The 12,802-nt window shown below is 68.0% G+C and carries 18 protein-coding genes; 7 read left to right on the forward strand and 11 right to left on the reverse strand.

Annotated elements, in window-relative coordinates; all coding sequences use genetic code 11:
* The 3 genes from WAZ62_RS04930 to WAZ62_RS04940 form a co-directional block, all read left to right on the forward strand.
* The coding region (locus WAZ62_RS04930) for an SDR family oxidoreductase (RefSeq protein WP_422642407.1) at positions 1–709 on the forward strand (709 nt) is incomplete at its 5' end.
* 10 nt (positions 710–719) lie between these two features.
* Positions 720–1,304 (forward strand): 2-hydroxychromene-2-carboxylate isomerase, encoded by a 585-nt coding sequence (locus WAZ62_RS04935; RefSeq protein ID WP_422642408.1) that lies wholly within the window; start codon positions 720–722, stop codon positions 1,302–1,304.
* A complete protein-coding gene (locus WAZ62_RS04940) occupies positions 1,301–2,032 on the forward strand; it encodes an SDR family NAD(P)-dependent oxidoreductase (RefSeq protein ID WP_422642409.1) in 732 nt (243 codons plus the stop codon). The genes WAZ62_RS04935 and WAZ62_RS04940 overlap by 4 nt, the downstream gene beginning before the upstream one ends.
* A 4-nt stretch (positions 2,033–2,036) precedes the next feature.
* Here WAZ62_RS04940 and WAZ62_RS04945 read toward each other — a convergent pair whose 3' ends face one another.
* The gene (locus WAZ62_RS04945) at positions 2,037–2,405 is read right to left on the reverse strand and encodes a type II toxin-antitoxin system VapC family toxin (protein WP_422642410.1); all 369 of its coding nucleotides are present in this window, start codon (positions 2,403–2,405) and stop codon (positions 2,037–2,039) included.
* Positions 2,402–2,599, reverse strand: a complete 198-nt coding sequence (locus WAZ62_RS04950; protein ID WP_422642411.1) for a type II toxin-antitoxin system VapB family antitoxin — start codon at positions 2,597–2,599, stop codon at positions 2,402–2,404. The genes WAZ62_RS04945 and WAZ62_RS04950 overlap by 4 nt, the downstream gene beginning before the upstream one ends.
* Before the next feature lie 254 nt (positions 2,600–2,853).
* Here WAZ62_RS04950 and WAZ62_RS04955 point away from each other — a divergent pair, with 254 nt between their 5' ends.
* From WAZ62_RS04955 to WAZ62_RS04970, 4 genes are read left to right on the forward strand one after another with little or no spacing between them, the layout of a single operon-like run.
* Entirely contained in the window at positions 2,854–4,065 is a 1,212-nt protein-coding gene (locus tag WAZ62_RS04955; protein WP_422642412.1) for an aspartate aminotransferase family protein, read from the forward strand.
* Positions 4,062–5,006, forward strand: coding sequence for an ornithine carbamoyltransferase (argF, locus tag WAZ62_RS04960; RefSeq protein ID WP_422642413.1), 945 nt, complete (start codon positions 4,062–4,064; stop codon positions 5,004–5,006). The genes WAZ62_RS04955 and argF overlap by 4 nt, the downstream gene beginning before the upstream one ends.
* A gap of 55 nt (positions 5,007–5,061) precedes the next feature.
* On the forward strand, positions 5,062–5,973 hold the full coding sequence (locus WAZ62_RS04965; protein WP_422642414.1) for an Hsp33 family molecular chaperone: 912 nt from the start codon (positions 5,062–5,064) through the stop codon (positions 5,971–5,973).
* Between the two features lie 10 nt (positions 5,974–5,983).
* Positions 5,984–6,571, forward strand: a complete 588-nt coding sequence (locus tag WAZ62_RS04970; RefSeq protein WP_422642415.1) for a hypothetical protein — start codon at positions 5,984–5,986, stop codon at positions 6,569–6,571.
* Between the two features lie 4 nt (positions 6,572–6,575).
* Here the strand turns inward: WAZ62_RS04970 and WAZ62_RS04975 are convergent, their stop codons facing one another.
* The 9 genes from WAZ62_RS04975 to WAZ62_RS05015 all read right to left on the reverse strand — a co-directional run bounded on the left by WAZ62_RS04975 (position 6,576) and on the right by WAZ62_RS05015 (position 12,642).
* Entirely contained in the window at positions 6,576–6,791 is a 216-nt protein-coding gene (locus WAZ62_RS04975) for a hypothetical protein (RefSeq protein WP_422642416.1), read from the reverse strand.
* Positions 6,788–7,003 carry a helix-turn-helix domain-containing protein gene (locus tag WAZ62_RS04980; RefSeq protein WP_422642417.1) on the reverse strand — a complete coding sequence of 72 codons (216 nt, stop codon included), beginning with the start codon at positions 7,001–7,003 and terminating at the stop codon, positions 6,788–6,790. The genes WAZ62_RS04975 and WAZ62_RS04980 overlap by 4 nt, the downstream gene beginning before the upstream one ends.
* The gene (locus WAZ62_RS04985) at positions 7,003–7,566 is read right to left on the reverse strand and encodes a hypothetical protein (protein ID WP_422642418.1); all 564 of its coding nucleotides are present in this window, start codon (positions 7,564–7,566) and stop codon (positions 7,003–7,005) included. The genes WAZ62_RS04980 and WAZ62_RS04985 overlap by 1 nt, the downstream gene beginning before the upstream one ends.
* 62 nt (positions 7,567–7,628) lie before the next feature.
* Positions 7,629–8,663, reverse strand: a complete 1,035-nt coding sequence (locus tag WAZ62_RS04990; protein WP_422642419.1) for a zinc-binding dehydrogenase — start codon at positions 8,661–8,663, stop codon at positions 7,629–7,631.
* A 13-nt stretch (positions 8,664–8,676) separates the two neighbouring features.
* Complete coding sequence (locus WAZ62_RS04995; protein WP_422642420.1) at positions 8,677–9,402, reverse strand: SDR family NAD(P)-dependent oxidoreductase; 726 nt, start codon at positions 9,400–9,402, stop codon at positions 8,677–8,679.
* The gene (locus WAZ62_RS05000) at positions 9,402–10,652 is read right to left on the reverse strand and encodes a beta-ketoacyl-ACP synthase (protein ID WP_422642421.1); all 1,251 of its coding nucleotides are present in this window, start codon (positions 10,650–10,652) and stop codon (positions 9,402–9,404) included. Before WAZ62_RS05000 ends, WAZ62_RS04995 begins: the two co-directional genes overlap by 1 nt.
* 16 nt (positions 10,653–10,668) lie before the next feature.
* Entirely contained in the window at positions 10,669–11,859 is a 1,191-nt protein-coding gene (locus WAZ62_RS05005; protein WP_422642422.1) for a beta-ketoacyl-ACP synthase, read from the reverse strand.
* 28 nt (positions 11,860–11,887) lie between these two features.
* Positions 11,888–12,349, reverse strand: a complete 462-nt coding sequence (locus tag WAZ62_RS05010; protein ID WP_422642423.1) for a 3-hydroxyacyl-ACP dehydratase FabZ family protein — start codon at positions 12,347–12,349, stop codon at positions 11,888–11,890.
* A gap of 14 nt (positions 12,350–12,363) precedes the next feature.
* Positions 12,364–12,642, reverse strand: coding sequence for an acyl carrier protein (locus WAZ62_RS05015; protein ID WP_422642424.1), 279 nt, complete (start codon positions 12,640–12,642; stop codon positions 12,364–12,366).
* Positions 12,643–12,802 lie beyond the last annotated feature (160 nt).

A 12,802-nucleotide genomic window follows, 5' to 3' on the forward strand; every position in this document is an offset into this window, starting at 1 on the left:
CCTCGTCATCGGCGCGGGCGACGCGCTGGGCGGGGCCATCGCCCGGCGCTTCGCCCGCGAAGGCCTGATCGCCGCTATCGTCCGCCGCGACGCCGAGAAACTCGCCCCCCTCGTCGCCGAGATCGAGGCGGCGGGCGGCACCGCCCTGCCCTTCGGCGTCGACGCCCGGCGCGAGGAAGACGTGATCGCCCTCGTCGCCGGGATCGAGGCCGGCGTCGGCCCGATCGAAGCGATGGTGTTCAACATCGGCGCCAATGTCCGCTTCCCCGTCACCGAGACGACGGCGCGGGTGTTCTACAAGGTCTGGGAAATGGCCTGTTTCGCCGGTTTCCTGGCGGGCCGCGAGACGGCGAAGGCGATGCTGACCCGGGGGCGCGGCACCATCATCTTCACCGGCGCGACCGCCTCGTTGCGCGGCCGGGCCGGGTTTTCGGCCTTCGCCGGGGCCAAGCACGGGTTGCGCGCCCTCGCCCAGAGCATGGCGCGGGAGATGGGACCGCAGGGACTTCACGTCGCCCATACGATCATCGACGGCGCCATCGACACCGCCTTCATCCGGGACAATTTCCCCGATGTCTACGCGACCAAATCCCATGATGGCATCCTGAACCCCGACCATATCGCCGATGCCTATTGGTCGCTGCATGTCCAGAAGCGCGACGCCTGGACCCACGAACTCGACCTGCGTCCCTGGTCGGAAACCTGGTGAGGAAGACAAGATGCCCAAGACCGTCGACTTTTATTTCGACTTCGGCAGCCCGGCCGCCTATCTCGCCTGGCGCCGCATCGGCGCCGTCGCCGAGCGTAGCGGCGCGACCGTGAAGCCCATTCCCATGCTGCTGGGCGGGTTGTTCAAGGCCACCGGCAACAGCGCACCCCTGACCGTGCCGGCCAAGGGTGCCTATCTCTTCGTCGACCTGTCGCGTTTCGCGAAGAAATTCGGCGTGCCGCTGAACATGAACAGCGCCTTCCCGATCAATACCGTCACCCTGATGCGCGGCGCCGCCGGTTATCACGGCACCGACAAGTTCCATACCTATTGCGACGCCGTCTACGACGCGATCTGGCGCGACGACCGCGACATGGGCGATCCCGCCGTGGTCGCCGGGGTCCTGACCGCCGCCGGTCTCGATCCTGCGGCTTTCGAGGCGCTGGTGGCCGATCCCGCCGTGAAGGAGAAGCTGAAGGCCAATACCGAGGAAGCGGCGGCGCGCGGCGCCTTCGGTGCCCCGACCTTCTTCGTCGAGGGCGAGATGTTCTTCGGCCAGGACCGGCTGGACTTCGTCGAGGAGGCGCTGTCGTGAGCGCGGCGCCCGCAGCCGTCATCTTCGGTGTCGGCCCGGTCGAGGGGGTGGGCGGTGCCGTCGCCCTGCGCGCCGCGACCGGCGGCCTGCCGGTCTATGTCGCCGGCCGCCACGAGGACAAGATGGCCGGTGTCGCCGCCGCGATCGAGGGCAGCGGCGGCAGCGCCCGCGCGATTCCCTGCGATGCGACCGTGAAGGCCGATGTCGATGCCGTCTTCGCCGCCGTCGCCGCCGACGGCCGCCAGCCGCGCCTCGTCGTCTTCAACGTCGGCGGCAACTGGCCGATGAACTTCCTCGACATCACGCCCGAATTCCTCGAGGGCATGTGGCGCCAGGGGCCGCTGGCGGGGCTGCTGGTCGGCCAGGCGGCGGTGCGCGCCCTGCTGCCGGCGGGCGGTACCATCATCTTCACCGGCGCCTCGGCCTCCCTCCGGGGCAAGCCGATGTTCGCCGCCTTCGCCTCGGCCAAGGCCGGGCTTCGCGCCATCGCCCAGAGCATGGCGCGGGAATTCGGGCCGCAGGGTATCCATGTCGCCCATGTGGTGATCGACGGCGTCGTCGCCGGCGAGCGCGTCCGCAGCCTGCTGCCCGGCTTCATCGAGGGCAAGGGCGAGGACGCGGCCCTGGCCCCGCCCGACATCGCCGAGACCTATTGGCAACTGCACCTCCAGCCCCGCTGCGCCTGGACCCACGAACTGGAACTGCGGCCCTTCGCCGAAGTGTGGTAGCCGCCTATGCCGGGTCGGCGCCGAGGCCAAGATCCTGGGCGACCCGGGCAAGGCGGCGATCCCTTGTCCACAGACGGGTATCGGGCGTCAGCCGCGCCGAGGCGAGAAGGTGGCAATCGATATAGCCGATGCCCTGCCCGGCGAGGCCCGCGCCGTCGATGAAGGCCAAGACTTCCTCGTCCCTCGCCATCACCACCCCCGGCAGGCCCTGAAGAAGCGACAGGATCTGCCGGCGCTGGCGCAGGTTTCCCAAGGCCAGTTCGCCGATCACGAAGGGATGCATCGCGATCCCGCCGTGGTCCAGCAGCGCGGCGAGGCCCCCGTCGCCGACGCGCAGGTGATCGACCCAGACCGATGTATCGGCGAGGATCACAGCGGATCGGGCCGGCGCCGGGGAATATCGCCAATCTGCGGCTCGGTGCCGCCGAGACGGGCGAGCCGGCGGCTGCTCTCCCGCTCGATCAGCGCGCTCAGCGCTTCCCGCACCAGCGCCGATTTTTCCTTCAGGCCGGTGAAAGCCGTCGCCTTCGCCAGCAATTCATCGTCAAGGGCGATCGTCGTGCGCAAGATCCGCTCTCCTGTCGCGAGCATCGACAAAAATGCACGCCTTTCATGGCCGGCACGAATATAGCATCGATTGATGCCCGATACGATGCCGCCGACCCCCGCGTTTCGCACGAAAATCAGGCAGAAATATTGACAGATCCGGGGGGCAGCTATTTACTCTCGCGCTCTTCTGTGCCGGGTTCTGCTGGCGGCCGCGTTTTCCATGGGGGAAGGCGGGCGGCCGGCAGGGTTTTCTATTTTCAGGAGCTGGACTCGTGACCACGTCCGCCGTTCTTCCGACCTACGCGCGCGCCGACCTTGCTTTCGAGCGGGGCGAAGGCGCATGGCTGGTGGCGACGGATGGCCGACGATTCCTCGACTTCGCCGCCGGCATCGCGGTCTGCGCCTTCGGCCATGCCCATCCCTATCTGGTCAAGGCCCTGACCGATCAGGCGGGCAAGGTCTGGCACACCTCGAACATGTTCCGCATTCCGGGGCAGGAATTGCTGGCGCGTCGCCTCGTCGACGCGACGTTCGCCGACTATGCCTTCTTCACCAACTCGGGCGCGGAAGCGGTCGAATGCGCGATCAAGACGGCGCGGAAATATCATTCCGCCACCGGCAATCCGCAGCGCTACCGCCTGATCACCTTCGAAGGCGCCTTCCACGGCCGCACCCTGGCGACCATCGCCGCCGCCGGCCAGAAGAAGCTGGTCGAGGGCTTCGGCCCGATGATGGACGGCTTCGACCATGTCCCCTTCGGCGATCTCGCCGCGGTCAAGGCCGCGATCGGTCCCGAGACCGCGGGCATCCTGTTCGAGCCCATTCAGGGCGAGGGCGGCATCAACCCGATCGCCGACGAGACCATGCGGGCGATCCGCCAGCTCTGCGACCAGCACGGCATCCTCCTCGTCCTCGACGAGGTGCAATGCGGCATGGGCCGGACCGGCAAGCTCTTCGCCCATGAATGGGCCGGGGTCACCCCGGACATCATGGCGACGGCCAAGGCGATCGGCGGCGGTTTCCCGCTCGGCGCCTGCCTCGCGACCGAAAAGGCCGCGGTCGGCATGGTCGCCGGCACCCATGGCTCGACCTATGGCGGCAATCCGCTGGCCATGGCGGTCGGCAATGCCGTGATGGACCTGATGCTGGCCCCCGGCTTCCTCGACCAGGTGAACGACACGGCGAACCGGCTGAAACAGTCCCTCGCCATGATCGTCGACAGCCATCCCGACCTGATCGAGGGCATCCGCGGCCGCGGCCTGATGATCGGCCTCAAGGTCAACGACAAGATCGAGAACAAGCGCCTGCTCGGCGCCATGCGCGACGCCGGTCTGATCGGCGTCGGTGGCGGCGAGAACACGATCCGGCTGCTGCCGCCCCTGAACATTACCGAGGAAGACGTGGCGGAAGCCGCCCGGCGCCTCGATGCCGCCTGCGCTGCCGTCTCGGCCCAGGTCGCCGCAGAGAAGAAAGCTGCGTCATGACTGTCATCGACTTCAATCCGTCGCCCCGGCATTTCCTCGATCTCGACGTCCTCGACCGGGCGACGCTGCGGGCCATTCTCGACCGCGCCAAGGCGCTGAAGACCGCCCGCCATGGCCTGCCCAAGGGCGTGCCCGACGCCGGCAAGCCGCTCGACGGCCGCATCCTGGCGATGATCTTCGAGAAGCAGTCGACCCGCACCCGCGTCTCCTTCGATGTCGGGATGCGTCAGCTCGGCGGCCAGACCCTGCTGCTGCTCGGCACCGAGCTGCAGCTGAACCGGGAAGAGACGATCGCCGACACCGCCCGCGTGCTGTCGCGTTTCGTCGACGCCATCATGCTGCGCACCTCGGCCCATTCGAACCTGACCGAGATGGCCGAGGCGGCGACGGTGCCGGTGATCAACGGCCTGACCCGCTGGTCGCACCCGTGCCAGATCATGGCCGACATCATGACCTATGAAGAGCATCGCGGCCCGGTGGCCGGACGCACCTTCACCTGGCTGGGCGATGGCAACAATGTGGCGCGCAGCTTCATCCATGCCGCCGCGCGCTTCGATTTCGCCCTGCGCCTCGCCTGCCCCGACGAACTGGCCCCGCCGAAGGAAATCCTCGACTGGGCCAAGGCCGAAGGCGCGAAGATCGAACTGACGACCGATGCCGACGCCGCGGCCGAAGGCGCCGACGCCATCATCACCGACACCTGGGTGTCGATGGGCGATACCGAGGCGGAGCGCCGGCACAATCTGCTGGCGCCTTACCGGGTCGACACAAGGCGCATGGGCCTCGCCGCCCGCGATGCCGTGTTCATGCACTGCCTGCCCGCCCACCGCGGCGAGGAAGTGACATCGGAAGTCATCGACGGGCCGCAGTCGATCGTCTGGGACGAAGCCGAAAACCGCCTGCACGCACAGAAGGGCATTCTCGCCTGGTGCCTCGCCTGATGGAGGCGCGGGGCCCGAGCAACCGCCTGGCGCCCCGCGACTGGAACCGCACGTCATGAGTAACGAAGCCAAGGCGCAGGACATCGTCCTGCCGTTCCAGATCGATTCGCTCGACGCGCGGGGGCGCCTGCTGCGCCTCGGCCCGGTGCTCGACACGATCCTGGACAAACACGACTACCCGCCCGCCGTCTCGGCGCAGCTGGCGCAGATGATCCTGGTCGCCGCCCTGCTGGGCAATTCGGTGAAATTCGACGGCACCTTCACGGTCCAGACCAAGAGCGACGGGCCGCTGTCGATGATGGTCGCCGATTTCGTCACGCCCGGCACCGTGCGCGGCTTCGCCCAGTTCGACCGGGCCGCCGTCGAGGCGCTGGGCAATGATCCCGCTTTTGGCGCCCTGGTCGGCGCCGGCTATCTCGCCATGACCATCGATCAGGGGCCGGACACCGACCGCTATCAGGGCATCGTCGCCCTCGACGGCCCGGATCTCGCCGCCTGCGCCGAGAGCTATTTCCGCGATTCCGAACAGATCCCGACCGCCGTTCGCCTGGCTGCGCGGAAAGACGGCGCGAACTGGTATGCCGGCGGTTTGATGATCCAGCATCTGCCCCAGGGCAGCGCCGGCCCGCGCAGCGATGGCACCGGCCATCTGCCCGACGAGAGGGACGACGATCACTGGGCCAATGCCCGTGCCAAGGCGGTGACCGCCCGGGCCGAGGAATTGACCGATCCCGCCCTCCGGCTCGAGGAACTGGCCTGGCGCCTCTATCACGAGGACGAGGTCCGGGTTTATCCGACGCTGCATGTCGGCTTCGGCTGCCGCTGCTCGCGCGAGCGGATCTCCACCATGCTCGCCCGATTTTCGCCCGATGACCGTGCGCATATGGCGGTCGACGGCCGCATCGGCGTCACCTGCGAATTCTGCAACACGACCTATGATTTCGATCCGCAAGCGATCGAGCCGTAAGGAGACCGCCATGCTGTCGCGCCGCGAGATGCTGATCGCCCTGCCGCTGGTCGGGCTTGTCGGGGCCTGCGCCGGCAAGGACCCGGCGCCGAGCTTCCCCGCCTTCAGCTTCGCGGGCGGGCCGCTGCTGTTCAACCTCGGCGACATCGCGACGGAAAATGTCTTCAACCCGCTCGGGTCCGGCCATGTCGAGGCGGATTTCGACGTCTCGCCGCAGGTCGCCTTCGAGAACTGGATGGGCGACCGGGTCCAGGCCGCCGGCACCAACGGCCATATGACCGTGACCCTGCTCGACGCTTCGGCGGTCGAGACCTATCTGCCGGTGACGACCGGCATCGAAGGCGCCTTCCGCAGCGAACAGGGCCGCAAGGTCTCGACCCGCCTGTCGGCGCGCTTCGCCGCCGAACTGCGCGAGGGCGAAGCCTGGCGCCGGGCCGAGACGACGGTTACCGCCGAATATTCCGCCACCATGGCCAAGGACGTGAGCTTCACCGAACGCCGTCAGGCGCTCTATGCCATCTCGCGCGAGTTGATCAACCAGTTCGATAGCCGCGCCATGGCCGCCCTTCGCCGCGACCTGCGCATTTTCCTCGGCTGATTCCTCACGGCTGACCGTGGCTGATCCGGCAGTCCCCGGCGGTACGCGCACCCGTGCCCGTCTCGCAGCTGCGGTCGCAGCCGACGTCACTCCGGCACAGGCTCTCGAGACTGGCCCGGCCGGCCGCGCGCCAGTCGTAGCTCTCGCAGGCCGACAGGGCGCCGCATAGCGCCGACAGGCACGCCAGCCTCGCCATCCAGCCCATCCAACCCATCTTCATGCCTCTTCCTCCGACACGACCTGAAGCAGGTCCCCCGGTGCGCAGCCGAGATGACGGCAGATCGCCTCCAGCGTCTCGAAACGGATGCCCTTCACCTTGCCCTGCTTCAGCAGGGACAGATTGGCTTCGGTGATGCCGATGGCGGCGGCGAGGTCCTTGGACCTGACCTTTTTCTCCGCCATCACGCGGTCGAGGGTGACGACGATCGGCATCAGACGAATTGGGCGTTCTCTTCCGCCGCCCGCGCGCCTTCGGCCATGATGGCGCCGACGATCCAGGCCCCACCGGCCACCAGCAACGCGACGAGCTGATCGCTGTCGATGCCGATGGCGAGCTGCCGCTGCCCCGCCGGCATCCCCAGGGTGAACAGCACGGAAAGCACCGGCGTCGCCACGAAGGACGCGATCACCGCACCGGCGATCCAGGCCCCGAAACGGCTGAAATGACGGGCGTTCTCGCGCGTGAGGGCCTGGCCCTTCGCGAAATTGGCGAAACAGCGGTGAAGATGGTGCAGCCCCATGACGAGAAGAAGGACGGACACCAGCGCGATCCCGACCCCGGCATGACGCTGCCAGGGCGCGAGGGTCGCCGGATCGAAGGCCGCGACCGCCGTCCCCGGCACCCGGGCGAGGGTCAGGATATCCCTCGCCGGCGCCAGTTCGCCATAGAGCACGACGGCGACCGGCAGCAGCACCATGACCGCCCTCGTCAGAGCCGCGAGCGCGGCCGAGCGGCGGCGCAAGCGCACGAAATCGACGATGTCCTGATCGGTCATGAGCTTTCTCCCGCCGCGATGACGACGGGAGAATGGCAGAAAATTATCGATTTGCGATAAATTTATGCCGGCACGTGAGCGACGATCTTGCCGAAGAGATCGCGGCTCTGCATCCGGCGAAGCGCGGTGCCGATGTCGCCCAGCTCGATTTCGCTGTCGATCACCGGGCGCAGGCCGCCCGCCATCTTGGCGAGGCCGGAGCGGATATTGCCGAAATTGGCGCCGAAGGAGCCGAAGATGCGCAGCTGCATCTGGAACAGCTGGAACAGGTTGGTCTCGGCCGAAACGCCGGTGGTCGAGCCGCAGGTGACCAGGCGGCCGCCGCGTTTCAGGCAGAACAGGGACTTGGCCCAGGTGTCCGGCCCGACATGCTCGAAGACGACATCGACGCCCTTCTTGTCGGTCGCGCGGCGCACGATCGATTCGAAACGGTCCTTGTTGTAGTTGATGGCGACATCGGCGCCGAGGTCGAGGACCTTCTGGATCTTCTCGTCCGAGCCGACGGTGGTGAAGACATAGGCGCCGGCCTGCTTGGCCATGCGGATCGCCGTGGTGCCGATGCCGGAGCCGCCGGCCTGGATCAGGATGGTTTCGCCGGCTTCCAGCTTGGCGTTCTCGAACAGCATGTGTTCGACCGTGCCGAAGGTCGTCGTGGCGCAGGCGGCGTCGACGTCGTTGACGCCGTCGGGAATAGGGATCGCCTGACGCGGGTCGAGATTGATGAACTGGGCGGCGAGGCCGTCGATATGGAAGCCCATGATCCCGGCGATATTCTCGCACAGGTTTTCCTGGCCCTTCAGGCAGCGCTTGCAATGGCCGCAGGTGACGCCGGCATAGATCGCCACCCGGTCGCCGATCCTGTGGCTGGTCACGCCGTCGCCCAGCGCCACCACCTCGGCCGCGCCTTCGACCGCGACGGTCAGCGGCAGTTTCCGCTTGGCGAAAGCCATGCCGCGCAGGCCCCAGACGTCGATATGGTTCAGCGCCACCGTCTTCATGCGGACCTGGATTTGGCCCGGCGGCGGGGCGGGCGGCGCCGCCATCTCCACGAGTTCGGTCCGGCCTTCCTGGATCAGGCGCAGCGCCAGCATCGTCATCCCCTGTCTTCTCTCACTTGGTCGCGGCCAGCAGCCCGCCGAGACCGCCATCCACCGTCAGGGTGGTGCCATTGACATATGCCGCCTCGTCGCGCAACAGAAAGGCGACGGTGGCGGCGATCTCGGTGGCTTTTCCAAGCCGCTGCGCCGGAATGGATTTGGCCAGCGCGGGCGGAACCTCGCCCGCCATGGCGGTGTCGATCCAGCCGGGCGCGATCACATTGGCGGTGACGCCGCGCCGCGCGACCTCGGTCATCAGGGTGCGGACATAAGCCTCCAGCGCGGCCTTGGACGCCGCATAGGCGCCGTTGCCGGCCACCCCGCGCGAGGCCGCCAGCGCGCCGATGGCGATGATGCGGCCCCGGCGCGACGCGGTCATGCCGCGCACCACGCCCTTCACCAGCGCCATGAAGGCGAAGAGATTGACCTGCATGACCTCGGCCGCGCGCTCGATATCGATCGTGGCGGCCAGCGCGTCGTGGACCGCGCCCGCGTTGTGGACGAAGCCATGGAAGGCCTCGTCCCGCGCCTGCATCGCCTCGGCGAAGGCGGCGACGGCGGCGCGGTCGGCGAGGTCGAGGCGCAATGCCTCGGCCCCCGTCTCCTCGGCCAGGACCCGGGCGGCGGCCTCGTCGCTGCGCCAGGTGAAAACCACCTTGCAGCCATCGGCGGCGAGGCGCCGCACGATGGCGCCGCCGATACCCCCGGTGCCGCCGGTGACGAGGACCGCGTCGGCCATCAGTCCGGGTTGCGCCCGATGACGAGGCAGACGTTCTGCCCGCCGAAGCCGAAGGAATTGGACAGAATCAGATCGACATGGGCCGGCCGCGCCTCGTTCGGCACGAAATCGAGCGGAATGTCCTGCGGGCCGTCGTGATTGATCGTCGGCGGCAGCACCTGATGCTGCAGGGTCAGGATCGAGATCACCGCCTCGACGGCGCCGGCCGCGGTCAGGGCATGGCCGATCATCGACTTGTTGGACGAGACCGGCACGTCGCCCGCCTTGTCGCCGAACACCGCCTGGATGCCGAAGGCTTCCATCTTGTCGTTCTCGGGCGTCGAGGTGCCATGGGCGTTGATGTAATCGACATCGCCGGGGGTGATGCCGGCATCGCCCAGCGCGTTGTTGATGGCGCGGATGATCGCCTCGCCGCTGGGGTTCGACCGGGTGCGGTGGAAGGTATCCGCCGCCTCGCCCACGCCCCTGATGTAGCCGAGGATGGTGGCGCCGCGCGCCCTGGCCGCTTCCGCGTCCTCGAGCACCAGGGCACCGGCGCCTTCCGCCATGACGAAGCCGTCGCGGCCCTTGCCGAAGGGACGGGCGGCCTTGGTCGGGTCCTCGTTGTTGGTCGAGAGCGCCGAGAGAAGCGTGAAACGGATCAGGGCTTCCATCTGGATGGAGCCATCGGTGCCGATGGCAAGGGCGGCCTTGGTCTGGCCCCGGCGGATCGCCTCGACGCCGAGCTGGATCGCCGTCGCGCCCGAGGCGCAGGCGGTGGTCAGGGTGATCGGGCTGCCCTTGGTGCCGAATTCGTCGGCCAGCTTGTCGGCGATGGTGCCGTTCAGAAAGTCGACATAGAGGTCTTCGCCGGCCTGGGCGGCGGCCCCCATCATGCCGGCATAGGTATGGGGCTGGCCCGGGGCCTGGCGGTCGAGGCGGACGCGCTGCGGCCATTCATGCTCGACCGGGGGCGAGGCCAGGAACAGGTCGCCGGGGAAATCGCCGGGCGTGCCGATGCCGGCCTGGGCGATCGCTTCCGCCGCCGCCGTCCGGGCGAGGGCGAAGGACAACTGGGTCGCCGAGAAGGGCTGTTCCAGCAGGAAATCGACCGAGCCGCCGATCGTGGTGCGCAGATTGTCGGTCGGGAAGCGGGTGATGCGGTGGATACCGGATTCGCCGGCGACCAGCTTGCGCCAGTTCTCCTCGGCGCCCTGGCCGAGGGAGGTGACGATGCCGATACCGGTGACCGCGACGGCGCGAGAAGCCATGATCCTGTCCTTCCGCTCAGATGCGCTCGACGAGGGCAAGCCCCTCGCCGCGGCGGTGGCCCCAGGTGGAGACGAGCACCTGGTCGAAATCCCGCGCCGGTGCCGCCTCGACCGGATCATCGGTCAGGGCCGGGAACAGCTTGCCCGTCTGCGCCGCCTTGATGGCGAGCACGAGGTTGGTGACGAAGGCGCATTCCATCGAATGGCCGAGCGCGGCCGCGGTCGCACGGACCTGGACCTGGTCCGGGCCGTTGACCTTGGCCAGCAGGAAATCATGTTCCTCGGCGGTCACCGGGCCGACGCCGGTCGCCGCCGACAGGACGGCGCAGCCCGGCTTCGGCGCGACCTGCGCCCATTCGCGGGCGGCATTGGCGGTGGCCTGGCCGGGATCGCGGCGGCAGCGGTCGTTCACCACGGCTTTCAGCCGGGCGAGCGGCTTCGCGCCCCGGGCCTCGGCGCTTTCGCGCGATTCGATGACGAGGAAGGCGCCGGCGGAGCCAAGGCACATGCCCGCCTTCGGGCGCTGCCAGAACGGGCGCTTCGGATCTTCCAGCAGATAGCCGCCGGCCTGATAGAGCAGCGGAATATCCTGGCGCGAGGCATTGAAGGCGCTGCCGACCAGGAAAAGATCGGCCTGGCCGCCCTGGATCCGCTCGAAAGCGACGCGGACGGCATCGACGCCCGCAGCTTCCTCGCCCATGAAGGTGCGGCTGGAGCCGGAAACGCCGAGCACGATTGAGATATTGCCGGCGAAGAGATTGGGCAGCTGCGCCAGGAACAGGGTCGGGCGCAGTTCGGTCTGCAGCTGTTCGGCCAGCAGGTTGCCGTCGTCCCGCCCGTTCAGGGCGGCGAGAATGGTCTCGTCGACCTTCTCGTCGCGCTCGCCGCCACCGACGCCGACCATCAGGTTGATCTGCTTCAGGACCTCGGGCGCGGCGCCCGCAAGCCCCGCCTGCTCCATGGCCATGGCGGCGGCGACGCAGCCCGACAGCATCAGCGGCCCCATGGCGCGCTGATCACCGCGCTTCGGCACGAATTTGTCGAGCGGCGGCAGGCTCGCCGGGAAGATGGTGAAGGGGGGCAGGAAGCCGGTATCGGCGGCGGCGGCGATGGCCGCCGGGTCGTGCAGGCCCGCCCAGGTGGTTTCCAGATCCTGGCCCAGCGGCGACAGAAGCCCCTGGCCGGTGATCCAAACCTCGCGCGTCATGATGGTCCTAACCTTAACGAATCTCGGCTCAGGCGACGCCGGTGTGGCCGACGGAGCGCACGAACTCCAGCATTTTTTCCCGGAGTTCCGGGGAGGGGAAGGGCAGGACGCGATAGCGGATTTCCGCGTCGGCGACCGTCTTGCCGTCTTTCAGGATGCGGGCCTCGCAGACCGCATAGCCCGAACCCTCGTGGGTCAGCTTGCTGTGCACGTCGAGCACGTCGCCCGGCACGATGAAGCTGCGGAATTTCGCCCGGTCGGCCTGGGCGAGGAAGGCCATCTTGTCGTAATTGTTGCGCGCGAGGATCATGTGACCGCCCGTCTGCGCCATGCATTCGAGGAGCAAGACGCCCGGCATCAGGGGATGGCCGGGGAAATGCCCCTCGAAGACCGTCGATTCGGTCGGGATCGTCGCCCGGCAGACGATGGTGCCGCCCTGGGCGTCCATCGTCTCGATGCGGTCGACGAGCTGGAAATATTCGAGCCGCATGGCCGGTTGGCCGATCAGGCCTTGGCGGCGCGCAGCTCGTCGATCTTGGCGGCGAGATTGGCCATGATGAAATAATCCTCGGTCGAGGCGCGGCCCTCGTTCACTTCCTTCATCCAGGCCTCGACCGGCATCTTGATGCCGAATTTCTTGTCGATGGCGAAGGTGACGTCGAGGAAATCGAGGCTGTCGATGCCGAGGTCGTCGATCGAATGGCTCTCCGGCGTGATGGTGTCGCGCTCGATGTTGCAGGTCTCGGCGATGATGTCGGCGATGGCGTCGAACGTATCAGACATGAAAATGGGCCCCTGGGGTCGAAAATCTCGCCGCAAGGTAAGGACTACGCCCGAATATTGCAATCTCGTCCGCGCAGGGCGGCCATGGGCGAAACGCGCCCCGGCTCAGCGGCATCAGCGCTTGCCGGGCCTCTGCGGGCGGATGCGCATGGCCATCGGG

Source organism: Zavarzinia sp., assembly GCF_049306435.1.
In the GTDB taxonomy this organism is placed as follows: Bacteria; Pseudomonadota; Alphaproteobacteria; order Zavarziniales; family Zavarziniaceae; genus Zavarzinia.

Coding starts and splice junctions, on each gene's coding strand:
- WAZ62_RS04935 (WP_422642408.1), top strand. CDS start 720: ATGCCCAAGACCGTCGACTTTTATTTCGACTTCGGCAGCCCGGCCGCC.
- argF (WP_422642413.1), top strand. CDS start 4,062: ATGACTGTCATCGACTTCAATCCGTCGCCCCGGCATTTCCTCGATCTC.
- WAZ62_RS04965 (WP_422642414.1), top strand. CDS start 5,062: ATGAGTAACGAAGCCAAGGCGCAGGACATCGTCCTGCCGTTCCAGATC.
- WAZ62_RS04970 (WP_422642415.1), top strand. CDS start 5,984: ATGCTGTCGCGCCGCGAGATGCTGATCGCCCTGCCGCTGGTCGGGCTT.
- WAZ62_RS04975 (WP_422642416.1), bottom strand. CDS start 6,791: ATGAAGATGGGTTGGATGGGCTGGATGGCGAGGCTGGCGTGCCTGTCG.
- WAZ62_RS04980 (WP_422642417.1), bottom strand. CDS start 7,003: ATGCCGATCGTCGTCACCCTCGACCGCGTGATGGCGGAGAAAAAGGTC.
- WAZ62_RS04985 (WP_422642418.1), bottom strand. CDS start 7,566: ATGACCGATCAGGACATCGTCGATTTCGTGCGCTTGCGCCGCCGCTCG.
- WAZ62_RS04990 (WP_422642419.1), bottom strand. CDS start 8,663: ATGACGATGCTGGCGCTGCGCCTGATCCAGGAAGGCCGGACCGAACTC.
- WAZ62_RS04995 (WP_422642420.1), bottom strand. CDS start 9,402: ATGGCCGACGCGGTCCTCGTCACCGGCGGCACCGGGGGTATCGGCGGC.
- WAZ62_RS05000 (WP_422642421.1), bottom strand. CDS start 10,652: ATGGCTTCTCGCGCCGTCGCGGTCACCGGTATCGGCATCGTCACCTCC.
- WAZ62_RS05005 (WP_422642422.1), bottom strand. CDS start 11,859: ATGACGCGCGAGGTTTGGATCACCGGCCAGGGGCTTCTGTCGCCGCTG.
- WAZ62_RS05010 (WP_422642423.1), bottom strand. CDS start 12,349: ATGCGGCTCGAATATTTCCAGCTCGTCGACCGCATCGAGACGATGGAC.
- WAZ62_RS05015 (WP_422642424.1), bottom strand. CDS start 12,642: ATGTCTGATACGTTCGACGCCATCGCCGACATCATCGCCGAGACCTGC.